The 23770-nt window shown below is 44.8% G+C and carries 19 protein-coding genes; 3 read left to right on the top strand and 16 right to left on the bottom strand.

Annotation, left to right across the window (positions count from 1 at the left end; genetic code table 11):
* Window positions 1-31 precede the first annotated feature (31 nt).
* On the bottom strand, window positions 32-1156 hold the full coding sequence (locus tag L0G63_RS04850; protein WP_301449616.1) for an S-(hydroxymethyl)glutathione dehydrogenase/class III alcohol dehydrogenase: 1125 nt from the start codon (window positions 1154-1156) through the stop codon (window positions 32-34).
* Window positions 1157-1452: 296 nt separating this feature from the next.
* Here L0G63_RS04850 and L0G63_RS04855 point away from each other — a divergent pair, with 296 nt between their 5' ends.
* On the top strand, window positions 1453-2319 hold the full coding sequence (locus tag L0G63_RS04855) for a LysR family transcriptional regulator (RefSeq protein WP_301449617.1): 867 nt from the start codon (window positions 1453-1455) through the stop codon (window positions 2317-2319).
* Between the two features lie 110 nt (window positions 2320-2429).
* Window positions 2430-2627: a DUF302 domain-containing protein gene (locus L0G63_RS04860; RefSeq protein ID WP_301449618.1), complete on the top strand. Its 198-nt coding sequence runs from the start codon at window positions 2430-2432 to the stop codon at window positions 2625-2627.
* A gap of 92 nt (window positions 2628-2719) precedes the next feature.
* Here L0G63_RS04860 and L0G63_RS04865 read toward each other — a convergent pair whose 3' ends face one another.
* The 8 genes from L0G63_RS04865 to epmB form a co-directional block, all read right to left on the bottom strand.
* Window positions 2720-3007: a DUF4031 domain-containing protein gene (locus L0G63_RS04865; RefSeq protein WP_301449619.1), complete on the bottom strand. Its 288-nt coding sequence runs from the start codon at window positions 3005-3007 to the stop codon at window positions 2720-2722.
* Between the two features lie 102 nt (window positions 3008-3109).
* On the bottom strand, window positions 3110-5341 hold the full coding sequence (locus L0G63_RS04870; protein ID WP_301449620.1) for a DUF3488 and transglutaminase-like domain-containing protein: 2232 nt from the start codon (window positions 5339-5341) through the stop codon (window positions 3110-3112).
* Window positions 5338-6354, bottom strand: a complete 1017-nt coding sequence (locus L0G63_RS04875) for a hypothetical protein (RefSeq protein ID WP_301449621.1) — start codon at window positions 6352-6354, stop codon at window positions 5338-5340. Before L0G63_RS04875 ends, L0G63_RS04870 begins: the two co-directional genes overlap by 4 nt.
* Window positions 6355-6461: 107 nt before the next feature.
* On the bottom strand, window positions 6462-7469 hold the full coding sequence (locus tag L0G63_RS04880; protein WP_301449635.1) for a MoxR family ATPase: 1008 nt from the start codon (window positions 7467-7469) through the stop codon (window positions 6462-6464).
* Between the two features lie 69 nt (window positions 7470-7538).
* Entirely contained in the window at window positions 7539-8000 is a 462-nt protein-coding gene (locus tag L0G63_RS04885) for a cytochrome c family protein (RefSeq protein ID WP_301449622.1), read from the bottom strand.
* 42 nt (window positions 8001-8042) lie between these two features.
* The gene (locus L0G63_RS04890) at window positions 8043-10130 is read right to left on the bottom strand and encodes an EAL domain-containing protein (RefSeq protein WP_301449623.1); all 2088 of its coding nucleotides are present in this window, start codon (window positions 10128-10130) and stop codon (window positions 8043-8045) included.
* A 330-nt stretch (window positions 10131-10460) separates the two neighbouring features.
* On the bottom strand, window positions 10461-12209 hold the full coding sequence (locus tag L0G63_RS04895; RefSeq protein ID WP_301449624.1) for a hypothetical protein: 1749 nt from the start codon (window positions 12207-12209) through the stop codon (window positions 10461-10463).
* A gap of 290 nt (window positions 12210-12499) precedes the next feature.
* On the bottom strand, window positions 12500-13507 hold the full coding sequence (epmB, locus tag L0G63_RS04900) for an EF-P beta-lysylation protein EpmB (RefSeq protein ID WP_301449625.1): 1008 nt from the start codon (window positions 13505-13507) through the stop codon (window positions 12500-12502).
* Window positions 13508-13669: 162 nt separating this feature from the next.
* Between epmB and efp the strand changes: the two genes are divergently transcribed.
* Entirely contained in the window at window positions 13670-14242 is a 573-nt protein-coding gene (gene efp, locus L0G63_RS04905; RefSeq protein ID WP_058025610.1) for an elongation factor P, read from the top strand.
* A 218-nt stretch (window positions 14243-14460) separates the two neighbouring features.
* Here efp and L0G63_RS04910 read toward each other — a convergent pair whose 3' ends face one another.
* The 7 genes from L0G63_RS04910 to L0G63_RS04940 all read right to left on the bottom strand — a co-directional run bounded on the left by L0G63_RS04910 (window position 14461) and on the right by L0G63_RS04940 (window position 23345).
* Window positions 14461-16260: a GAF domain-containing hybrid sensor histidine kinase/response regulator gene (locus tag L0G63_RS04910; protein ID WP_301449626.1), complete on the bottom strand. Its 1800-nt coding sequence runs from the start codon at window positions 16258-16260 to the stop codon at window positions 14461-14463.
* Window positions 16261-16281: 21 nt separating this feature from the next.
* The gene (locus tag L0G63_RS04915) at window positions 16282-17163 is read right to left on the bottom strand and encodes a tRNA threonylcarbamoyladenosine dehydratase (RefSeq protein WP_301449627.1); all 882 of its coding nucleotides are present in this window, start codon (window positions 17161-17163) and stop codon (window positions 16282-16284) included.
* A gap of 69 nt (window positions 17164-17232) precedes the next feature.
* Complete coding sequence (locus L0G63_RS04920) at window positions 17233-18219, bottom strand: TatD family hydrolase (RefSeq protein WP_301449628.1); 987 nt, start codon at window positions 18217-18219, stop codon at window positions 17233-17235.
* 513 nt (window positions 18220-18732) lie between these two features.
* Complete coding sequence (gene gspD, locus L0G63_RS04925) at window positions 18733-20988, bottom strand: type II secretion system secretin GspD (protein WP_301449629.1); 2256 nt, start codon at window positions 20986-20988, stop codon at window positions 18733-18735.
* A gap of 78 nt (window positions 20989-21066) precedes the next feature.
* On the bottom strand, window positions 21067-21963 hold the full coding sequence (locus tag L0G63_RS04930; RefSeq protein ID WP_301449630.1) for a type II secretion system protein N: 897 nt from the start codon (window positions 21961-21963) through the stop codon (window positions 21067-21069).
* Entirely contained in the window at window positions 21964-22791 is an 828-nt protein-coding gene (gene gspN / locus L0G63_RS04935; RefSeq protein ID WP_301449631.1) for a type II secretion system protein N, read from the bottom strand.
* Window positions 22792-23021: 230 nt separating this feature from the next.
* Window positions 23022-23345: an H-NS histone family protein gene (locus tag L0G63_RS04940; protein ID WP_301449632.1), complete on the bottom strand. Its 324-nt coding sequence runs from the start codon at window positions 23343-23345 to the stop codon at window positions 23022-23024.
* Window positions 23346-23770: the final 425 nt, after the last annotated feature.

Here is a 23770-nt window from a genome sequence, read left to right on the forward strand (position 1 = left end):
GTGATTTTGATATTACTGTCAGTAACGACGCTTAGAAATTAACAACCGTACGGATGCTCTCACCTTTATGCATCAAGTCAAACGCTTCGTTCACATCTTCGATTGGCATCGTGTGGGTGATGAAATCCTGTAAAGGAATCTCACCCGCCAGATAGCGCTCTACATAGCCTGGCAACTCTGTACGACCTTTCACACCGCCAAACGCTGAGCCTTTCCAGACGCGACCTGTCACCAACTGGAACGGACGGGTTGAGATTTCTTGGCCAGCACCAGCGACACCGATGATGACCGACTCACCCCAACCTTTGTGACAGCACTCTAGCGCGGAACGCATGACATCGACGTTGCCGATACATTCAAACGAATAATCCACACCGCCATCGGTTAGATCAACGATGACTTCCTGAATCGGTTTGTCGTAGTCTTTTGGATTGATACAATCGGTTGCGCCCAGTTTTTTGGCCAACTCAAACTTGCTTTCATTGATATCGATGACAATGATACGTTGGGCTTTTGCCATCGCAGCGCCAATCACTGCTGACAGGCCGATACCGCCTAGACCAAAGATGGCAACCGTTGCGCCCTCTTCAACTTTTGCTGTATTCATGACCGCGCCCATGCCCGTGGTCACACCGCAACCAAGCAAGCAAACTTCTTCTAATGGGGCCTCTTTATTGACTTTGGCTAGAGAAATCTCTGGTAGCACAGTATATTCAGAAAACGTTGAGCAACCCATATAGTGATAGATAGGCTCGCCGTCTTTATAAAAACGTGTCGTGCCATCTGACATCAACCCTTTACCTTGCGTCTCGCGTACCGCCGAGCAAAGATTGGTTTTGCCTGAGCGGCACATTTTGCAAACGCCGCACTCTGCGGTATATAGCGGGATAACATGATCACCAACCTGCACGCTGGTCACGCCTTCGCCGACTTGCTCAACGATACCGCCGCCTTCATGACCTAGAATCGCTGGGAACACGCCTTCTGGATCTTCACCAGATAAGGTAAAGGCGTCTGTGTGACACACACCGCTGGCCACGATTTTTACCAATACTTCACCTTTACGCGGTAGCATGACGTCTACTTCTTCGATAGATAGTGGCTCGTTTGGGCCCCAAGCGATGGCGGCTTTTGATTTAATAAATTCATCTGACATAGGAATCTCTCTTTTTGATTGTTATTGATGGATTGTGACGTAGCGTAAACTTAAAACGTCATTCACGCCCAATCATTATTTTTGTTCAATAAGGCTATCTGCTCGTCTTAATCATCCTGATGTTTATAACTAAAACGGATAAAGATAGACAGAGCTTATCTTGCTTACCCTTTGTAGGCAAGCGCCGATGGTAACAAAGCAGCCTCTATTTACATTGATACTAACCATTATATTTATTTCTGATAAGATAACAATATGCTATATTTGCAAATATCTTTTACATATTGGTAATAATCATGCGCTGGGAAGGGATTAGTGAGTTTGTCTGCGTGGCAGAGTACGAGAGCTTTACGCGCGGCGCAAAAGCGCTTGGTATCTCGACCGCACAGGTCAGCCGCCAGATCAGCGCACTAGAGCAACGACTGAAGATCAAGCTGCTATATCGTACCACGCGCAAGGTCTCACTCACCGAAGAGGGCCGCGTGTTTTATCAGCATTGCCGCAGCGTACTTGATGGTCTAGATGCCGCTGAACAAGCCGTGAGTAGCTTACAATCAAAACCTCAAGGCAGAATCAAATTGACTGCGCCTGTGACTTATGGCGAGCAACAATTGCTGCCCTTAATCAATGATTTTATGGTGCAATATCGGGACATTGAGGTGACCGCTTTTTTGAGTAACCAAAAAATTGATTTAATCGAGGGTGGCTACGATTTGGCCATTCGTATTGGTAAGTTGCGCGACTCTACGATGATGGCAAAAAAGCTTAGCCTGCGCACCAATTTTGTCTGTGCGACACCAGCCTACCTCAATCAATACGGGGTACCGCGCACGCTTGACGATCTCAGTCAACATAACTGCCTATTGGGTACGCGCGACTATTGGCACTTTGTCGAAGATGGTACAGAAAAGAACTTGCGCGTCTCTGGTACCATACAGTGCAACAGCGGTTATAGTCTGGTTGATGCGGCGTTAAAAGGGCTGGGTATCGTACAACTGCCCGATTACTACGTACAAAAACATCTGGCATCGGGTGCGTTGGTGAGCTTACTCGACGACTATAGAGAACCCAAAGAAAGCATTTGGGCGCTCTACCCACACAACCGTCAACTATCGCCAAAAATCAGACTACTGGTCGACTATTTGGCAGAGCGCTTGGTGTAACGATCGATTGGAATATATTGCCATCCCCTGCCTGATGACGCACAATGGATATTCGCCATGACTCACTAATGAATCGCTCAAGGATATCGCCATGATTAAGATCGTCTCTGATGAATTGCGAGCAAACCGTTGCCATTGATTTACCACAAAAAATCCTAATCAGTGAAGATGCCAATAAAAACGTCTGGCTCTCATACAACAATCCTGACTACCTAAAGACACGCCACCATATCAAAGGCTGTGATACTGAGCTTGATAATGCCTCAAAAGCGCTCAACGCTGTCAGCACGGCGGCAGTTGCCAAATAATACCAAACGAGAAAAGTATCATCTAAGCAAAAAAAAAGGTGGGTGAGCAAAATCTCTACCCACCTTTTTCTTTGTGTAACTTATAAGCTGCATCAGTCACTATCAGATAACGACATTTCGGACTGTAGCTCTACTTTTAGCTTCTTGGCACATTCAATAATTTTTTTCCTGTCGGCAGGCAGCGCCCCCTTCTCAAGGGCTGTTTCGCGCATTTGCACGGTAATATCATAATGCGGGTAGCTTGCGGTGCGGTGGAATAAACGTGGATCTACCTCAATCAATGCTGCAAAATCATGCAGCTCTTGCAAACTATCCGCAAGCATATGGCACCATTTATAGCCTTTGAACTTTATCTGCACAAAATCTACATATACCGCCATATTACACTCTCTTGCTAACTCATTTTATTGAACAGTTCTAAAGCAATCTATCAGACATATAATAATTAAGACGTCCAATCTCAATACCAAGTGATTGAAAAATCACAGTAGATCGCGTACATTTTTTTTCAGCTGCTTAAGTAGTTTTTGATACTCACTGTGATTGGTATTAAACGTACTCAAACGCCCATAACGTAACTGACGATAGTTTTGCTTAATTTCAATCAGTTTTGACTGAATCGCTATCGGGTTTTCACTGTCTGTTAAACGACTTGCATGACGGTGAGTATCGTTATCTAAGCGACTATCGATAGAAGATGCTAAACGCTCAAGCCATGCCAACTGTCCTTCATTAACTTCTCGAGCCAGCAATTTATCACGTTTGCCGATACGTTTTGAGAGCTGTGCAAGCGGCAAATCTGCTGGATGCCAGCGTTTACGGCGGCGCTGCCAAATGATGAATACTAAGGTAGTCATAACGATAATAGCACTGGCCGCTAACCAAATCACTTGCTGCATGATGGAGCTGATGTTGAACCACTTTAGTAGCGAATCTGCTTGTTTGTCTTGATCATAACCAACCACGTCTTTTTGCCAATAGTAACTGGCTTGGTCAGACAAGCGACGTAGTGTTTGTACCATTTGATACTGCTGGTAGCTGATTTGCGCGCTAGCACCACTGCCAAACATGGCTGCGCCTTGCTGCTGGGTCATCGCATTCATACCCTGCTCAACTCGCTCAGGCGCCACAAATGACGTGGGATCGACACGTACCCAGCCTTGGCCTTCGAGCCAAACTTCAGTCCATGCATGCGCATCTTTTTGACGCACTTCCCAAACATCACCACCTTGACTCAGCTCACCACCTTGATAGCCTGCTACTACCCGCGCTGGAATACCAGCTGCGCGCATCATAAAGGTAAAGCTTGAAGAGTAGTGCTCACAAAACCCTGCTTTGGTCTCAAACAAAAACTCATCGATACGATCAGTATTGAGTCGTGGTGGTGACAACGTATAGCGAAACTCTGTTTGATTGATCCAGCGCTCGATAGCAGCCATGTAGCGCACTGGATCTGAGCCTGATTGTACAAATAACTGCTTAGCAAGCGCGCGTGCTTGCGGATTGCCCTCTGCTGGTAGTGCCAGATTTAGGCGTCTTGATGCATCAGTCATAATCGGGTCAATACGCATCGGCGCAAACTGCAATACATCATAACGCAGCTGCTGCGTGACTGGCTGATCTTTTGATAATGTAAAGTTTGAGGTGATGTTGATATCTGGCTGCTGAGTAAATGGATAGTCGAGTCCAAATAGCCAATTTTGCTGAGTAGGTTCTAGGATCACTTGATAACGAGTAGGTGCCGCTTGCACTTGATCAGGCACGGTAGCAAAGGCATTTTGGATCCATGTAGGGGCTTGTGACCTCACTGACCATTGACTTACCTGATTGCTTGGACGCCAGGTAACTCCATCAAAATCACTAAACACAAGACCGCGCCAGTAGAGCTGCTGACGCGGCGGGCGATCATCGGCGAACTCTACACGAAAAGCCAGTTCAGTCGACTGACCTAAATTGGCAAAATCACCAGGGGACATGCTGTCAGAGACACCTGTGGTCGCTTGCTGAGCTGATAGTTGTACTGACCAGAGTGGCGGCAGCCTAGGGAAGAATAAAAATAGCACGACCAATAATGGCAACGCCCCAATCCCTAACACCCCCAAGGTACGCAGACGCCCATCACCGTCATCATTGCTATCGTCGTTTAAGGCAATAAACGCCAGCAGGAGAATAACAGCGCCCAGTACCACCTCTAAAGTTGTCAGCAACCCTTGATCCATTAAAAATAAGGCCGCCAGTACAAATAGCGATAAATTCAACACCACATAAGCATCGCGCCGCTGATACAACTCCCAAAGCTTACTAGCGAGACATAACACCAAAAATGCCACACCCATATCCAGCCCAAACGCTGTGTTATACGTCAGCCATAGACCTACTAGACCCAGCAAAAAGCCCAGCATTTGCATGCCTTGATAGACACGTTTCAGATGCGATATTTTTTTAAGTCGACGCTTGATACGGGGTAACTGGGCGACAATACTGACCGTAGCAAAGCCGATCAGCCACAGTGGCAGATGCGCTGCGTGTGGCAACACGACCGCTATTTGGGCAATCAATACCCAATAATAGGCTGGCAACCCCAATAGTCGCTGGTACCATCTATGATTAATGGCGGTACCGCTTTTTGCGTGAGTGCTTTGACCGAGTGCTAACTGCGCAAAGCTTAGCGTGTTTGAAGACTCGCTTATAGAGGACTGGTTAGATTCATTCATGGTGCTTTTGCCAGCCTTAGCAAGCAAGCTTGCACAAATGCATCACCCTCACCCATCTCTGCATTCGTGGTAGTCTCATTAGGTAAGCGCATTTTAAAAGGCACAGATAGCTGACCCAGCATCAGCGCTCCATGAGCCAACTGTGCCAGCTTCTGCTCATGATGAGCACCTGGCATGTCTGCATAATCAAGCGTCTGCTCATGACCCACAGGGTCGGCAAAGTGCTTGGTAAACATGCCCTGACCCCGTGCCACATGCCCCCAAGAGACACGGGCCAGCGACTCCCCTTCAATATAACTGTCTAGCCGCTCAAAATCATCCTGTCCTTGCTTATATTGGCCACCGACTGGTAGATCCTCCACACTGGCAGCCGAATATTGCGCTTGCCAATCAAACGCTTCAGGCTTTGGATATACCCAAGATTTTCGTGCAAAATAGACGTAAGACCAAGCACGCATGATACCTAAAGGATAGACTGTTTTGATAGTGAGCCTTGGTAGTTCAAGTAGGCCACGATGACGCGTTTGAACAGGTAGACGGATGATTTGCTCACCTTGTAGCTTTGTCACGAGTACGGAGCGCTGCTCTTTTTTATTGGTTTCATCTGTTTGATCGACTGATGGCTCAAACTCGAACCACAATTGCCGCCGTGGCTGACGGCTTTCGCTATTTAGTTGTAGCGTCACCCAAGCAGGTGTCCCCGCCTCTGTCATAGTGACCTCCAGCAAACGCACTTGTAAGCCAGATATATGAGCAAAAGTCACATGAAAACTGATTAGCCAGACGCTGACCAGATAAAAACACAAACCCAATACCAAGTTGTTGCCGTAGTTGATGCCTGCAATAAAAGTAATCACTAATAGCACAGCAAACAGCATACCCTCACGACTAAAAAAAATATAAACATTACGCAGGTTGAGTGTCGCGCGATCATTTTTGGGCGCACGCGAGGCAAACCAACGCCCTATCGCTGAAGTGGTTGGTCCTGTTAAGGCTTTTGGTAGCAAGCTCATGACAACCCTATTTTGGCTGATGATTGGCTGTGATATTAGCCTTTGACTGATGGGAGCGATGATAAAGCTTTAAAATGTAGAATACTTGTTGGGCAGGGTATGAGGTCTTAGAGGACAACAGGCACTTCCGCTAATATACGTTGGGCGATGGTCTGCGATACCTGTCCGCCTGTCACTTGTGCGGGGGCAAAACGCTGCCCGAGACGGTGGTCAGCGACGGCAGCAAAAACCGCTTGGATGTCTTCAGGTGTCATCTCCATATGCCCTGACACATAAGCATAAGCCTGCGCTGCGCGCTGTAGTGATAGTACGCCGCGTGGTGATAAACCATGATACTCTTGGCTTGCGCGCGTTTTTGCAACCAGCCTTTGTAGATAATCTAATACCACGTCTGCCACATAGACCTGCTTTACACCTTGTTGTGCTAAGAGGACAGCTTCAGTATCAAGCACCGTATCTAAATCTTTTAACAACTCACGGCGATCTTGACCTTTTAGCAGCTCTCGCTCTGCCATCTCGGATGGATACCCTAAGGATAAACACAGCAAAAACCGATCTAACTGTGATTCAGGTAACGGATAGACGCCGGCTTGTTGTAGTGGGTTTTGGGTGGCGATGACGAAGAAAGGCTGCGGCAACACATAGGTTTGTCCATCTTGCGTCACTTGTCGCTCCTCCATGGCTTCAAGTAACGCGCTTTGCGTTTTGGGGCTGGAGCGGTTGATTTCATCGGCGAGTAGCAACTGAGTAAAAATGGGACCGGGACGAAACTCAAAGCGCAGCTTGCTTTGATCATAGATACTCATGCCTAAGATATCAGCAGGCAACATATCATTGGTAAACTGCACTCGGCTAAAACTTAGACCTAATAACTGCGCTAACCCTTGAGCCAACGTTGTTTTGCCCATGCCAGGCAAGTCTTGTAATAGCAAATGACCACCTGCGAGTATGCCACTGATTGCCAATTTGACGGCTTGCGGCTTATCTAATACGACTTGATTCAACTGCGTCATCAACTGCGCAATTTTCTGCTGATTGATTTGCAAATCGGCGGTACTAGGCATGGAGTCATCACACGTCTCCGTGGTTTTTTGATAGGTAGATGATGGCGCTATATCACTGGCTGCATAGGTCATAGTAAGTTATCGGCTCATTTTTTGGGTCATAACAATCATGGATTAAGGTCAGTTTTTTTCATCTACAGCGATCGGCGCATCAGCCCGAAGGGTTGATAAATAGGCAATGACATCTGCGCGCTCTTTTGCATCTGGCATAGGATCTGATAGCATCTTTGAATCTGGCATGGCTTTTTGTGCATCGGCAATATACGAGTCCAGTGTTTTTGCATCCCATACCCAACCAGACTCTGTGAGTCCTTTACTATAAGTATAATCTTTTAGCTCAGCAGCGGGCGCGCCATATATGTTCATCAATTGTGGGCCTTTTTTATTGAGTCCAGCATTGAGCTGATGGCATTGACCACAAGCATCTTGATAAATTAACGAGCCATTATCTGCATCTCCATTGACATATAGTGGTAGTGTCACAGGGTCGCGATGATCAGGCGGTGTATGCTCACAAGCAGTGAGCAATAAAACGGCGGTGAGAAGACTGCTTATTTGGTATTTATTGCTAATAGACATCATGGCAATCTTTGAACAATACAGCTTATACAGCATCGCTATTGGTTAACTGGCGATCTTTAGCGTTTTGCTCGGTTCTTCTAAGTAATATCCTTGCAAGTAACGCGCACCCACACTCCAAGCGACAGACATGGTAGCAGCGTCCTCGATGTAAGGCATCAGCACATTGACATTTACCTCATTAGTACGCGTAATAAGCGACTTAACTGTGTCCAAATTGTCCGCTGAATGTATGTCTTGTACATAGTTACGCGCTAAACGCACAACATTTGGCTGCACTAAGTTGGCAATCTCGACAGATTTGGCAGAAGAACCAAAATTAGTAATGCCCATCTGACAGCTGACTTCATTAAGAGCAGAAAACTGGGATTTTGCAACCGTGAGATGATCCGAGATGTCTTTTTCGTTGAACTGTAAGGTTAAAACACCCTCCTTTCCACCGACAGCTTTTATTAATTGGCTTGCAACATGCGGCAATTTTTTATCAATCAATGAAGCACTGGTTAATTGCACCAATAATCTGGCTGCAGGATGCTCTTTACGTACATCATTTATTTTTTTACATGCATTGATGAGCACCCAACGATCTATCTTCTCAAGCAGTTTGTGCTTTTTGGCCACGGCCATAAACTGATCGGGTGTGAGTACTGTATTATCAGCATCTGCCAACGGCAGTCGCAAATATACTTCAAAAAAGTCGCTGCGATCTTCATTGATGTCATATATCGGCTGGAACGATAGCTCAAAGCGGTTATTGGTAATGGCATCGATTAAAGACTCAGCCAGCGCATGATCATCATTATTGGCATGCTCACTTGGGTCGTATAAATGATAGGTGCCACCGTGATTAGAGGTTTCAACCATAATCTGGCTGATCGTATCCATAGCACGCTCTATTATTACGGCAGGTGCTGCGGTATTTTTTTCTATTTTGACGATCGCAATACTGACGGTCGTACTGGTCGTACGCTTGTCAACTTCAATGAGCATCTCACTGATACGTGCGCTAATTTTTTCAGCAAGCTTTTCAAGCTCTGCACTCGTCTGGTCTTTGACCAGTATCATAAAGGTCGTATCACTAAATCGGCTAATATGCCCATCTACTACCAACTCATCGAGTGTGTAGGCAACTTGTTTGACCGTTGCATCTACGCCTTGTAGACCAAGACTACTTCTTATCTTTCCAATATTATCAAGCTGCACGTATAGCAAGGCTGCTGTCAGCTCTCCTTGGGTTGCTTGTTGGTGCACAATGACCATCTGCTCCTCAAAGCCGCGACGATTATTGACGCCTGTTAGGTTGTCTTTACGCTCAGCTTCCGCTAAACGTTTGGCAACCTCTGCACTGTTGCTTGCATTTTGCTGGATAATAATTTGGGTGACTGGCTCACCCTCTAAGGTGGCCGACGCCAGCTGGAGCTTTGCCTCAAACGTACTGCCATCGGTACGCACACTTTCAAAATTGAACTCCACGTCCTCGCGGCTGCCTTTGTCAAACTGACGCAGAAAGTGCTTAAATCCTTTGACACTATCGCCACCTGAAATTAGATCAATCACAGGTACCCCTATGACATCACTCATTGAGCGAAAGCCGAACAATTGAAGATAGGGATCGTTTGCAAAAATATGGATGCCTTCATCTATATAAGCGACCGCACTTTTTGAGTTCTTGATGAGTACGTTGGCACGTTGTTCTGCTTCTGAGAGAACATGGCGTAGTTTTTTAAGGTCACGGCGACTACGTAGACTATCATGCTGTAGACAGATAGCCATAACAACCGCTATCTCTTGGTCAGCTTTGAGTGCTTTGACCATGGTACCGCTCATCACGGCCGGTAGACCTTCTTCATTGAAGGCAGCTGCTACCAGCTCATCGGTCATCAAGTAGATCATCGGCAAATCAATACTTCGCTCTTGAATGATACCTACCACATCGGTGAAACTCATTTCATAAGCATTACCAAATACCAAAACATCCCACGACTGACGCAATGATTTTAGCAGCTCTTCTTTGTCGTCCAAGAATCCTAAATTCACGCTTTCATAATAATGACTCAGCAAATGTACAAGACGCTCAGCATAGAGCTGATCGTCATTAATCACTAATAAATTCAAGATGGACTGAGTGTGCATAGGTAACCTTTTAATCTTATGGTTGTATCTTCATCTCTGATTCTCGACACTTTACATTGTTTCCAAAAATTCACCTAGCCTAGAAAACACTATAAAAAGTAGACTCAGTAATTATCATAATGTTGACTGAGTTTTGGTTGCCGTGGTATTTTTTACCGCCCTAGATATCGTACCAATTAGAGTAATAATGTCATCATTATAGACAATAATTCTTCTGCCTGCAGTTTAACTTATGACCTGATTTGTTTAATATTGATATCCAAATAAAACACGGTCTGTCTTGCTGATTGATTCAAATTCTCTGGTTTTCGGCCATATTCTAAAGAGTCATTATTGGGCTATTTCGTACTGACTGAATTCATCAGTCAGTATCAGTCTACGGCCCAAACGCAAATGGGTTTGTTTATGGTCGATGCGCATAACGACTCTATCGTTGGTCTGAAAATAAGACGATGGTATGATCAGCGAGCTTATGGTCTGTAGCCGTTCATCTTTACCCAAAAGGAGCGCTGGCACAAAATGACGGCTCCGCTTTCCCTCTCCCTCCAGACGTAACCCGCACGCCACGAGCTGATGACCAAGCAGTTGCCATTCAACCTCTTTGTGTTGAGTATCAAGGTGCATCCAGCGTACGACTCCTATTGACCAGTCGGGCTGCTCTGCTACCTCAGTCTGAGAGAGCAAAAACAAGCTCATAATATGTAAGGGTAACTTTGCAGTCAGCTCAGCTTTTTCCGTATCTATGTCGATACCTTCTTCGGCAACCTTTTCCTGATTCAAAATGTTTGCTTTTGATGCCAAGCGTATTATTCGAAATAACGATGAGCTGTCATGAGCGCCGAACACCTCTACATTCGGTATGTTATCACTATTTTTTTCGGAATCCAGGGTGTCATAACGTGGGCGCTCTTCTAGCGGCAAGGACTCTGCGGCAATTAAGCTTGCAAAGCTGACTGAACGGCCAATGCGCTGGTAAATACTGTTAAACCCAGTCATCAAACTTGCATGGTGTTTGATGCTATGTTTATTGGGCAAGGTGAGCTGCGGCTGTAAGTAACGATAACGGATGGTCATCGATATCGTATTCAGCAGGCCATGCCCGATGCCTATACTACTGCCCTCAATGGATACCTGCCTACGTGAATCAAAATATTGCACCATAGGGGTCAGCTCTAAGAATAGGCAGTCATAGTGATCTTCATAAGGGTTGATATCAGAGCTTGCCGTCAGATATCTTGGTGGCTGATTGCTTTGCAAGTCGACAAATACTCGTGTCTCCGTCGTGGGCTCAATCGATGCCTCTATATGCTGCGACCATTCAGGCAACAAGCGCTGCACCAATAAAATATTAGGTCGCCGCATGGCCCGTACATTTAACAAATCATGTAAGCAGATTTGGCAATAGAGCTGATGAATATTATTTGTGTACGGTGTGACGATATGTGTTTCTAAATCAATATGAGACACACGCTGCTGATAAGACAGGTGATACAGTTGATTGATGTTATACCAAAGATAATCTGACGGCTGCTGATAGCAAAGTGCATCTTCGCACAGTAACTTATGATACCTCTGTAGCGAGTGATAGATCGCAGTAGCAAGGAGATTAGATTGCTTTTTATTGGTATTAAAATAGCATGGCAAGCCTCTTTTGGGTCTCTTTTTTCGAATGCTGGCAGTTAGGTTTTGACGACGTACCACCTCATCAAACGCTAAAATAATCAGATAATGTAGCGATTTAACTTCGGCAACATATGCCAGATGGGTATCACTTAACGCCCCTGTTTCATAAATATATTGCTGCCGCAGCGTCGCAATCAACTTATCTGCTGCATCGGTTGCAGCTAACATCAACTTGAGACGTTGCCCCTCCTCTATATTAGCCGTGCGTAATACCGACATAATGTTTTTTAAATGCTCAGCTTGTTGTTCTTGGGTTTGTAGCGGCAGCATTGTCAACAGTTTGAGCAAGTGCTTGGCATCACCATCCACGATTCGATTTGTTGCTTGCGATGTTTGTTGTAATAATGACGGCTCTTTAAACGAGAGAGCCTCTTGAAACATAGAGAAAGTTATCATCAGTATTCCTACTCACTGTTGGTCACTCTGAGTAAGTTGACAAGAGGCTATATGCAACCACGCAAAGTAGAGCAATATCAGGTAAAAAGCATGCAAACTATGTATTGTTTTAAAGAGGCTATGGGTATGAGCGATAGACGTTTTATTGTTAGACAATATATTTTAGCCGTTCTATCAATATAATGCCTGATACCGTGACCCCCTTCTTATAAAAAATCAGTCACTGACCAATTTTTATCAACAATCGTCTCTTTTTAACAGGTTTTTTCTGCAACCCTATATTGCCTGCATTAAATATGTTTGTAAATATCAATTGGCACCTTAAAAGGTCTATTCGGCAGTTCTCTGACCAACTTGGGTACCAAATAACCTGGTAATGCTGCTAATAGTGACCAGTAAAGCTCAATTGCAGACCGCTCGTCATTATCAAAGTGTGCTGCACCAGCCACCTTATCTAAAACATGTAGATAATACGGCAACACACCAGAGTCGAACAAACGCTGACTCAATGCAGCCTGAGCTTCAGTATTATCGTTGATATTTTTCAATAGTACGGCTTGATTCAATAATGTCACGCCAGCAGATCGAACACGCTGCAAGTGCTCTGCGGTTAGCTCATCAATCTCATTTGCATGATTGCAGTGAATCACCATCACAATACGGCAGCGACTTTGGGACAATCTGTCTAACAACTCACCATCCAATCGCGCTGGTATGACCAGTGGTAGACGGGTATGTAGTCGAATCGTCGTCAGCTGCGGGATAGACTCCAAAGTATCCAACCATGCAAACAGACGTCTATTGGTCACATTTAAAGGATCACCCCCGCTCAAAATCACTTCATTGATTTCAGGATGCGCGCTAATGTATTGGATAATGGCTTCTTTTGCATCCGCCGTGGGCATGTTGGCACTGTAATCAAAATGCTGGCGAAAGCAGTAACGACAATGAATCGCACAAGCACCTGTAATCGTCAAAAGCACTCTTGATTGGTACTTATGGAGCATACCCTTGACAGGGTTTTGGCTGTATTCACTTAACGGGTCCGCCACATAGCCAGTGACCGCAATCTGTTCACGCTTATCTGGTAGGACTTGTTTTAGTAAAGGATCATGACGGTCGCCCACAGTCATTTTTGCCACAAAGCCGCGCGGCACACGCAGCACAAAATGCGTAGGCACATAGACCTCTGCACGTAGTGAGTCGAGCTTTAGGAGACTGAGCAGCTCGTCAACAGACGTAATGGCTTCCGATAATTGTGTTTGCCAGTTTTTTTGTGTGATTAAATGGTTTATCATGACAGCCTACTACCTGTACCCAAAATCGGATATTATACGCCCTTAGTGTCTACCCTATCAAAGTATACCGCTAATACGTAAGCACTTGGCTTGGCAGCAACTTTTGGTACAGTCAGCTCTATCTCTCTCTATTACCATATCTACAACCCCTAGGAGTCTCTTGTGGCAAGTTTTTCTACTAATGAATTTAAAGCTGGTCTAAAAGTCATGCTTGATGGCAACCCTTGTGCCATTCTTGAAAACGAATTTGTTAAGCCTGGTAAAGGTCAAGCCTTTAACCGCGTTAAGCTGCGTAATCTTCGTAGTGGTAAAGTACTGGAGCAAACATTCAAATCAGGCGACAGCTTAGAAGCGGCTGATGTGATGGATACGGAAATGAACTATCTATACAATGATGGTGAGTTTTGGCACTTTATGCACCCTGAAAGCTTTGAGCAAATTCAAGCTGACAAAAACGCGATGGGCGACGCGATACAGTGGTTAAAAGAGAACAGCAATGCTCTATGCACCATTACTTTGTTCAATGGTACACCTTTATCAGTAACGCCGCCTAACTTTGTTGAATTACAAATCACAGAAACCGATCCTGGTGTACGCGGTGACACCTCAGGTGGCGGCGGCAAGCCGGCTAAGCTAGAAACTGGTGCCGTGGTACGTGTACCGCTATTTGTACAGCAAGGTGAAATCGTCCGTGTTGATACGCGTACTGGTGACTATCAAACTCGCGTAAACTAATAGCGCGATAAGCGTGATTGGTCGCCAAAATTGTTGTGTTGATCACTAATAAAAAAGCTTAACCGCTATATAAACGGTTAAGCTTTTTTGTATTTACAGCGGCTGTATTTATTGTCGCATAGTCGCCTTTAACGTTTAGTAGCGCCTAGTATTTAGTTAGTCGCGCCTAATATTTAATAGTCATTGTCATGGCAATTATCATGATAACAACCTGTGACCTACTCTTCTTCTAATTGCTTTTGTATCAACCAATATTGTACCAAAGCATTTAGCTGCTCCTTTTTAAAAGGTTTGGTGCAATAATCTTGCATACCCACTTTTAAGTATTTCTCGCGCTCTCCATCCATCGCATTGGCAGTCAAAGCGATAATAGGTGGTAGGTCTTGAGGGTCATAAAGCTCATGCAGCTTAATAGTGGCCTGTACACCATCCAAAATCGGCATGTGATGATCCATCAAGATGACATCATAACGTTTGGGAAACAAGGCAAAAGCTTCAATCGCTTGTTGACCGTCAGTGACATGAGTAACCTTATGACCACTATTGGTCAGTGCTTTTTTGGCAATGATTGCATTGACGGTATCATCTTCGACCAATAAGATATGACCTGCACGTTCGTGACTGGGTTCTTCCATTGTCAGATCATTCAAACCTTGCCACGTTTCGTACTTAGATTCGTCAATGGTTGGTAGCGGCAATAAAACCTGAAAAGTAGTCCCGACACCTACCGTACTATTGACGCGGATATGACCACCCATCAGTTCGACTAAAGACTTGCAGACAGACAGTCCAAGACCTGTGCCACCATACAGACGATGCGTGAATTTATTGGCTTGTCCATAAGCATCAAATATGGCTTCTAGTGACTCAGGTTTGATGCCAACGCCAGTATCTGTCACCTCAATACATAACGTCATATTTTTATTGGAATGATGAGGCTGCGCGCTCTCATCCCTATCACCTTGCTTATCTTCATCGACATCCGTTTCTGCTATGGCATCACAATAGCAGTTATCCATATGCTTGACATCAATGCTCACTCGCCCGCCCTCACGAGTAAATTTGATTGCATTATTCACAAGATTTGCAATGATTTGTTTGAGACGTACCGGATCCCCTTTTACATAAGGTGATAACGACTCGGTATAATGGTAATCTAGCGTCAAACCTCGTTGACGTGCCTTAATAGAAAATAGACTGACCACCTCATTACATAATGTAGATAAATTGAGTGGGATAGAATCGATAGTCATTTTTCCAGACTCAACTTTCGATAAGTCCAAAATCCCATTAATAATCACCATCAAATGCTCATTAGAGACTTTGATGTTATCTACATACTCTCGCTGTTCAGCGCTAAGCTCAGTGTCACCTAGCATCTCTACCATACCAATAATACCGTTCATTGGTGTTCGTATTTCATGACTCATATCGGCCAAAAAGTTAGATTTCATCTCATTGGCATGTTTGGCATCACGTTCTTTATCCTGTAGCTTCAACGCATCTGCTGCCATCATCGCAAACTGCGCCAATATCTCTTTTTGTTGGTCACTAAAGCTATGGTTGGGCTTGGTATCCATCAGGCATAATGAACCTAACCGGTAACTTTTATTGCCCTCATGCAAAATGATCGGTGCACCAACATAGAATCGTAGATAGGGCACATTGACAACCATTGGGTTTTGGCTAAAACGACTATCCTCTAATGTATCTTCTACTATCAACATCTCATTGGACAATATCGTATAATTACAAAAGGCCGTCTCACGTGGTGCCATACTGACACTTTCAGGCATACTATCGAATTTGCAGGCTGCTTTTAAATATTGTGTTTCCTCATCCATAAAAGTGATCGTTACCACTGGCACATCAAAAAACAGCTTTACGAGTGCAACGAGTCGATCAAATGCAGGCTCCTCATCTTCATTGAGTACCTGATATTTTTTCAACTTGTTGATACGCTCTACTTCATCTACCGCTACTGGGTAGCTGCTTTTAGGTGAGTTAGATATAGACAAGATCGACTCCATTAAATAATATCAGACGCTCGATTGGTGACTCGTCTGCTTTATCAATAATTGTAACGCTTCATTCACCATAATCATTGCGACCACCGATGTGACGACCACTGCCGACCCATAACCACCACATTGTAGCCCGCCTACTTGGCAGCTCTTATCCACATGTGGTGGCTCGGTAGAATAAACACATTTGATACCAAACTTCTCTTTTAGCTCGCGGTTGATGCCTTTTTCGTGGCGCAGCTTGTTACGCAATTTGGCAAGTAATGGATCTTGATAGCTGTCGCGCAAGTCGCTCACTCTTATTTGACTTGGATCTATCTTACCACCTGCACCGCCTGCACAAACCAGCTTTAATTTATTAAAACGGCAATGTAGGGCAATCGCCAGCTTGGCATTCATATCATCCACGCAATCTAAAATTACAGTAGGTCTACCTTGATCAGCGGCTGCTTTCGCTTCGTGGCGACCCGGCAGTAGCGCTGCGACGTTTTCGACGGTCAAGAAATCATCAACGAGATTTAAGGTGACTTGAGGGTTGATCTCCTTAATACGTGCCGCCATTGCCTCAATTTTGCTTTGACCAAACGTACTGTCTAACGCCGGTAGCTGCCGATTGACATTAGAGGCCACCAAAACGTCCAAATCAATCAAGGTAATCATACCGACTGCCGTACGTGCCAGCGCTTCTGCCGCCCAAGAACCAACGCCGCCTACCCCAATGATATAAACATGCGACGCTGCAAACGTATTGACAGCGGATGTGCCATAAAGCGTGCGCGTACCTTGAAAGCGGCGGTCATACTGCTCATTTTTTTCATCTACGCTAGCTTGTACATTATCATATTCGGTAGTGACTGGCTCTACGACTGGGTGCTCAATTTGTCTGGTTTCATTCATAGCTTTTTAAATACTCTTTTTAAATATTTTGACTGTGCTTGCTTCATCGTTTAAGTATAAGTTTAATAATTATGTTGGGTAGGCCCAGTTTACTTTTAGGGCATCGCAGCTATTTTGCCATAACTGCTTAGCAAGTTTATCCTGTGAGACACCCAATAATTCACTTAAACTCGACAATACCCAAGGCAAATTAGCAGGAATATTCCTATCATGTGCGTGGGCTGCCTCCCATTCATTGTCTGGGCTTTGTCCAACGGCTGAATGCTGACTATTTGAATTTTGACACATAATCGGCGTCATATCTGGACAGTCTGTCTCAATCACCAAGCACTCGATACCATATGTATCCACAGCGGCCTGAATAGCACGGCGCAGTTTTTTGGCATTTGGGTTGGTCACCTGACCTGTGACACCAAGCTTAAACCCTAGTTTTACAAAAGCTTTGGCTTCTTGCTCACCGCCACTAAAACTATGCGCAATACCGCCCAATGTATGAGCATCGTATTCATGCGCTTTTAATATAGCGAGCGCTTCGGCGTGCGCCTTACGAATATGAAGCATCACTGGCAACTGATGGGTCACAGCGGTATCTAGCTGCGCCTCAAAGAACCGCTTTTGTTTATCAAAAACATCAGGCTCTTTCATTGCGTCAGTAAAGGTATCCAAGCCAATTTCACCGATGGCTAATGGTCGACAGGCAGCAACCATTTGTGCCAATTCTATCAAATGAGCATCAGTATGCTGCTCGATATAAAAAGGATGTAAGCCTAGCGCAATATGGGTACAGAAATCAGACTCGTTATGCTCGCCAGTGTCTATGTCAAAACGCTTTGATAACTGATCAATCAATTGCTCTGTATCGTACATGCGCTCAAAGTGCTGATAAAGATAACCAACCAGCACAAGATGACGTATACCTTGATGGTAAGCGCTTTGAACCTGTTGCTCTCGATCATTATCAAATACTGGCGCGTCGAAATGTGTATGGGTATCAATGAGCGGATAACAATTGCTCAAGGCTTGATTTGCCCTATTTGATGACTCAGGACCAGACATAAATACACTCCAAAAACAACGTGTTTAGCAAAATACCTTATCAACCATCATATTATACACATGGTTGTAGTAACAGCTTATTCAAGCGATGCAGCGTTTACTATAAAGCGCTATGCGCCCCTACTGGGTATCCTTATTCCCGTGATGAGCATTCTTATTTTTTAAATTTGCGATATTAGTGTCAGTCACCTTATCGGATTTTCGACTACTACGCCGAGGAATAATCAATAAGGCGGTGGCCACAGCACCCAAGACCAGCCAACTTTTACCCCTTTTATGATTTGCCATGACTGTCTCTACCTATTGATACAGCAACAATTTTATGGATATAAATGTGCATGCCTATTTTTATCTCACTAAAGTTTAGTATACGTAAAATACGACGGTCGCTCTGTTTAGCTGTGTTACGAATACGCAAGCCAATGTACGATGTAACGTTTATTTATTACACCGTACATTGGCTTGTACTAATTGAGAGGAATGAGTGGATTAAAATAGCAATCTGTGACAGTTTTAGCGATTTAGAGGATATGTCGTTATACCACTGTTAGGACTGTCTACCTTGGTAAATCCTTGAGAGGTTGATCTGGGTGTTTGATTGCGCTTAGGAATAAGGGGGTTGAGCGGCATCAATTCATAGTCTGCATCGACATTACCATCCCAGCCCTGTGTTCCGCTCAAAGGGAGCTGTTTGATCGTACCATTTTTATCGATGACCAATTGCAGTACACGCATCTGGTTAAATTTACGCTCGGTCACACTGGCAACCGCGCCACCATCACGTAAGATGGTTGGCTGCAAAAATATGATCAAGTTACTCTTTTGAGTACTGTCATTGTCAGAGCGGAACAACCTGCCAATCACTGGTACATTTCCTAAGCCCGGAACTTTTTGCTGGCGTGTGGTGCTATTGTCACGCATCAAACCACCTAGGGCGATGGTCTGCTGATCATCGGCTAAAATCGTTGTATTAATGAGACTTTTATTGGTAGTCAAACCACTAGCATTGCCAGTAGTACCTGGTACGACGGAAGATACTTCTTGTGAGACCTCCAAACGTACGGTGCCATTATCACCAATATGAGGGATAACGTTAAGATTGATACCAATATCTTGACGATCAATGGTCTGGAAAGGGTTGTTTGAGTTGTTACCACTAGTAGTATAAGAACCTGTGACAAAAGGTACGTTTTGACCAACCAAGATACTGGCCTTTTCATTATCCAATGTCAAAATAGACGGCATGGACAATAGATTGGCACTGGTAGAAGAGTCGAGTGCCTGCAAAATGGCACCATAAAATTCCGTATTACCCTGACTGTCTTTTCGGCTATCGCCAATCCCAACCAATGCACCAACGATAGAGCTGGCAGCGGAGCTAATACCTGCGGCGCCCGCAGCAGCACTACCACCCAATGCGGCAGCGGCCAAGGTGGTCGCACTAGCACCGACATTATTGAAGTTGACGACGCCATAGCCACTATTGGCATTACCAAGCGCCCACTGAACGCCTAGCTGGGTTGCATCATCACCTGAGACTTCAACGATAGCAGCTTGAATTAAGACTTGTGCGCGGCGACTGTCCAATTGGTTGACCGCATCTTCAATCTCAAACATGAGCTCAGGATCTGCATTGACGATAACGGCATTTTGCGTCTCATCAGCGATGATACTAAAGGGTTTTCCACCAACGCCTGTGCCCGCACCACTGGTACTGCTGGTCGGTACAACGGCTGTGCTACTACTACCGATGCTGTCACTCGCCGCATTATTGATAGCGGCACCTGTACTGCTGGCATCATTTAAAGAAGCGGACTCTAACGTTGAGGTGGCTCCAGCACTATTAATCGATTGATTGGCCAAAAGGCCTCGTAGCATATCAGCAATATGACTGGCGCTGGCATACTTTAGGCGAAAGACACGTAACCCACTTAATCGTCTTGTCGGTGTGGTATCTAATTGATTAACCATCTCCTGTACTTTCGCGATCATCTCAGGACTGCCTTTGACCAGCAACCGATCACTTGATGAATCAGCGATCACTTTGAGTTGATTATTACCACCTTGTGCTTGTCCGCTACCAGCGCTTGCCACCAAGGCACTAATCAGCTCCATCATACGTTCGGCATCGACGTGGCGTAGTGGTATCACTTGTAGACTGTCATTGACGTTGCTGTCCAAATCACGGATAAGTGCGGTGAGTTGATTCAGGCTATCAGCACGATCTGATAGCACCAGCGCGTTTACACCAGGCACCGCTGCTGCATGTGCAGACTGCGGCATTAAAGGTCTTATAACGCCCAATACTTCTGCTGCTTGAGTGTTTGTTAAATAAATCACTCGGGTTGCGAGCGACTCACCGACACTATTGCCGCGTAAATCAACAGCGACACCAGACTGCTTGGCGATATTGTCAGGTACCAGTTTGATTGTCGTACCTGTCTCTATCGCTGCAATCCCATTGACTTGCATCACACTTAAAAACAGCTGATAAATCTCATCACGCGATAAGGCTTTGTTTGAGATGACAGTCACATTGCCATTGATACGAGGATCAAGGACAAAGTTTTGATCAGTGATGGTTGCCACCTCATTAATAAAGGCTTTGATATCGGCATCTTGTAGGTTTACCTTCCAGCTTTCAGCATTCGCAAGGCCCATACCAACAGCCCACAATGGTACCGCTAGGCACAGAGGACGACACAGGCGCATCAAACGCGGCAGGATACGGTGTAACGGTGTGGCTGAAAATTGATGAAAACTTACCATATTGATAGTTACCTACAGTGATATTACGTCATATGTACTGAGTGTTTAACGAGCAATCTTTACTAACCGTCCGCCTGATTAAAACTGCTGGCGGATTGTAATCACTTGCTCACCACGTTGAACCTCGATCTGTGCTTCGCCTGCTTGCTGTACTTGCTGCAATACGCTTGCATCCTGAGCAGGGTTGTTACCTACATTTTGCCCGTTTACTGTCAACACTTTGTCACCTGGCTCCAGTCCCAGTCGATTGCGTAACTTCGATGGCATCGCTGCGGTGACTTGGTAGCTCTCACCTGAGGCCATCACGCCCATTCTACTCAAATAACTGGCAGGATTTTCTTGTAGCGCGGTGACGGCTTCTTCGATAGCTGATTGCGGATTGTTCTCATCCGTTGTCTCTGCAGGCTCAGGAGGCGTATATTGTAGGGTCTGGGGCGCTGTCGGCAGCATATTGTTATTGGGTAGACGCTGGTTACTAACCGCGCCTGCTAGCATATCACCTTGATTTAGCGGCATGGCCTCTGGCATGCTAATAACGGTTTCTTTATCATTGGCATCCGCGATAATAACCGAATTCCAGTCAACCGCGACAAGGATATAGTCGCTGTCTTTTAGTCCATCACCAATTCGGTAATTTTTCACCTCACCATTTATGTTCAGCAACGCCGAAGACATACTCTCCGGTATAGCGAGTAGTACGCCTTTAAGCTCAACATTAGGTGGTGGCTGGACTGCCGCTGCAATAGGGGCAGGATCAGCAAATATCGCAAACAAACCACTATAGTCATTGGCAGACTTTGTATTGTTTTGCAAAGGAGCTAGCGGCAAAGCAGGTGCTAAGGGCGCTGCTAATAATAACCATAACAGACGCGCCGCTGTCCAACACAACCAAGCAATTGCCAGTAGCAACAACCACCCTGAGAAACGATTGAGAGTATTCACGACAGGCTTTAGACTTGCAGCAATATCAGACATTTATGGCGCTCCCAGACCAGTGAGCAGTGGCTGGCGCACACTAACGACTGGCGTGTCTTGCGGTGCTTGTCCTTTATATTCAGGCATATTTTCTAGTAGGCGCTGAGTCAGACTGACATCTAGCATATTGTCCCCGTCTATATACAGATCGCCTAAGCGCTTATCTTGGTTGTTCAATAGATTGATATGTAGCAGATTTTTATTGTTTTTTTGCTCAGCACTCAGCTCAGCACGTAACGCAGGCATGGTGATATAAAAAACCTTACCCCCACTCGGATAGCCCACTTCACCGCCTACCCATGTCAGCTGTCCTGATGCCTCACGAAACCCTGCCGCATTGTTAGCAGATTCGCTCGTAGATGACGCTTTATCACCAGATTGACGTTCTAACGACACTCCATTGACCTGAATGGGCGTGTTAGGCAGTTGCCAATCAACCACACTTGCTAACGTTTCAGGGGCAATCTTTCCGCTCATATCATCAACTTGCCATGCGTTCAGCCCCAGCTTTACCTGTCCGTTTAGCCTCGTTTGCTCTGAATTGATATTCACATCTGCGCCAAGCTTGCCTGTGAGCAGTTGCCATGGCTGCCATGACCATTCGGCCATCCCTGTGAGCGGCGTCGAGGATATAGGAATTTGCCAAATAGCAGAGCCCTGCCATACATTACCAGACACATGCTGCACGTAAGGCGTATTGGGTGCATACTTTTGCAGTAGCCATGCCGCTGGCATTTGCAATAGGGCAAATAGCGCAAACAATACGAATCCGATCAGCCACCAAAGCTTGCGGGGACGCTTATGAGACAACTCAGATACTTGGGCCACGGTTGCACAACTCTTATATCAGACAAAAACGTCATTATCATAACAAACAATGACCTATAGATGACAGAAAAAAAGCCAGTATCTATATTACCAACGTATTGGTAATATAGATACTGGCTTTTTTGTTTTGTCAATCGCTATCTTTTATGGCTAAATGATTGTAAGTACACCATTATCCATAATAGTTGATATCTCAGCCGCGCTCGATGCTGTGACTCAAACCATTGTTATTAGATAGCAAAATCTTCAAGGTCACGACCTGCTGCTAACGCTTCTACCAACCATGTTGGCTTACGTCCGCGACCAGTCCAAGTCTCTTCCTTATTAGCGGTATTACGGTATTTAATGCTGCGTTTTTTCTCTAGTTTTTCACCTGCTTTTAAGATCTCTTCAATCGTCGCATTGCTGTCTTCTGCAATTTGTTCAAATTGCATATAAGCATCGTACAAACGCTGGTGTTGTTTTTTAGCGATAAGCTGTTGAGCATTTTCGCTGATGGCACGTAGCTCATCAACGTTCAAGTTGTCTAAATCAATTGCGTTATTTTTACTCATAGTAAGTCCAAAGGTTGGATAAAAGATGATCATCTCAATAAAATATGGTTTGTATTGAGAACCTGAATGATGCTTTATTCATCATTAAATGAAAATGCTTTTTTAAGCGCTCAATGTGTCTCTTATTAATCAAATATTATTCATTATCTTTTTGATAAAAATAGACAGTGAAAATATTCTTTATCACCACAAGCACCCATTATACCTGATATAACAAAAATCAATCGATAGTAATTGCTTGGTTTTTTTAAACCAAACAATTTTTTATTATTAAAGCCGCTTATAAATATCTTCAAGCGCAAACTTTAATAAAATAAAAATCATAACGACGTTCAATTTGCACGTATTTTTATGGGTATTAAATGACTCAATATATAGTCAGCTCAAAATAAAATTGTTATGGTTAGGGCAAACATCATAAAACA

This window comes from Psychrobacter sp. (assembly GCF_030454045.1).
Classification (GTDB): domain Bacteria; phylum Pseudomonadota; class Gammaproteobacteria; order Pseudomonadales; family Moraxellaceae; genus Psychrobacter.

Coding starts and splice junctions, on each gene's coding strand:
- L0G63_RS04885 (WP_301449622.1), bottom strand. CDS start 8,000: ATGATGTCTATTAGCAATAAATACCAAATAAGCAGTCTTCTCACCGCC.
- L0G63_RS04930 (WP_301449630.1), bottom strand. CDS start 21,963: ATGTCTGATATTGCTGCAAGTCTAAAGCCTGTCGTGAATACTCTCAAT.
- L0G63_RS04920 (WP_301449628.1), bottom strand. CDS start 18,219: ATGTCTGGTCCTGAGTCATCAAATAGGGCAAATCAAGCCTTGAGCAAT.
- L0G63_RS04850 (WP_301449616.1), bottom strand. CDS start 1,156: ATGTCAGATGAATTTATTAAATCAAAAGCCGCCATCGCTTGGGGCCCA.
- gspD (WP_301449629.1), bottom strand. CDS start 20,988: ATGGTAAGTTTTCATCAATTTTCAGCCACACCGTTACACCGTATCCTG.
- L0G63_RS04875 (WP_301449621.1), bottom strand. CDS start 6,354: ATGAGCTTGCTACCAAAAGCCTTAACAGGACCAACCACTTCAGCGATA.
- L0G63_RS04895 (WP_301449624.1), bottom strand. CDS start 12,209: ATGATAACTTTCTCTATGTTTCAAGAGGCTCTCTCGTTTAAAGAGCCG.
- L0G63_RS04865 (WP_301449619.1), bottom strand. CDS start 3,007: ATGGCGGTATATGTAGATTTTGTGCAGATAAAGTTCAAAGGCTATAAA.
- L0G63_RS04940 (WP_301449632.1), bottom strand. CDS start 23,345: ATGAGTAAAAATAACGCAATTGATTTAGACAACTTGAACGTTGATGAG.
- L0G63_RS04855 (WP_301449617.1), top strand. CDS start 1,453: ATGCGCTGGGAAGGGATTAGTGAGTTTGTCTGCGTGGCAGAGTACGAG.
- L0G63_RS04890 (WP_301449623.1), bottom strand. CDS start 10,130: ATGCACACTCAGTCCATCTTGAATTTATTAGTGATTAATGACGATCAG.
- L0G63_RS04915 (WP_301449627.1), bottom strand. CDS start 17,163: ATGAATGAAACCAGACAAATTGAGCACCCAGTCGTAGAGCCAGTCACT.
- epmB (WP_301449625.1), bottom strand. CDS start 13,507: ATGATAAACCATTTAATCACACAAAAAAACTGGCAAACACAATTATCG.
- L0G63_RS04860 (WP_301449618.1), top strand. CDS start 2,430: ATGAATTGCGAGCAAACCGTTGCCATTGATTTACCACAAAAAATCCTA.
- L0G63_RS04870 (WP_301449620.1), bottom strand. CDS start 5,341: ATGAATGAATCTAACCAGTCCTCTATAAGCGAGTCTTCAAACACGCTA.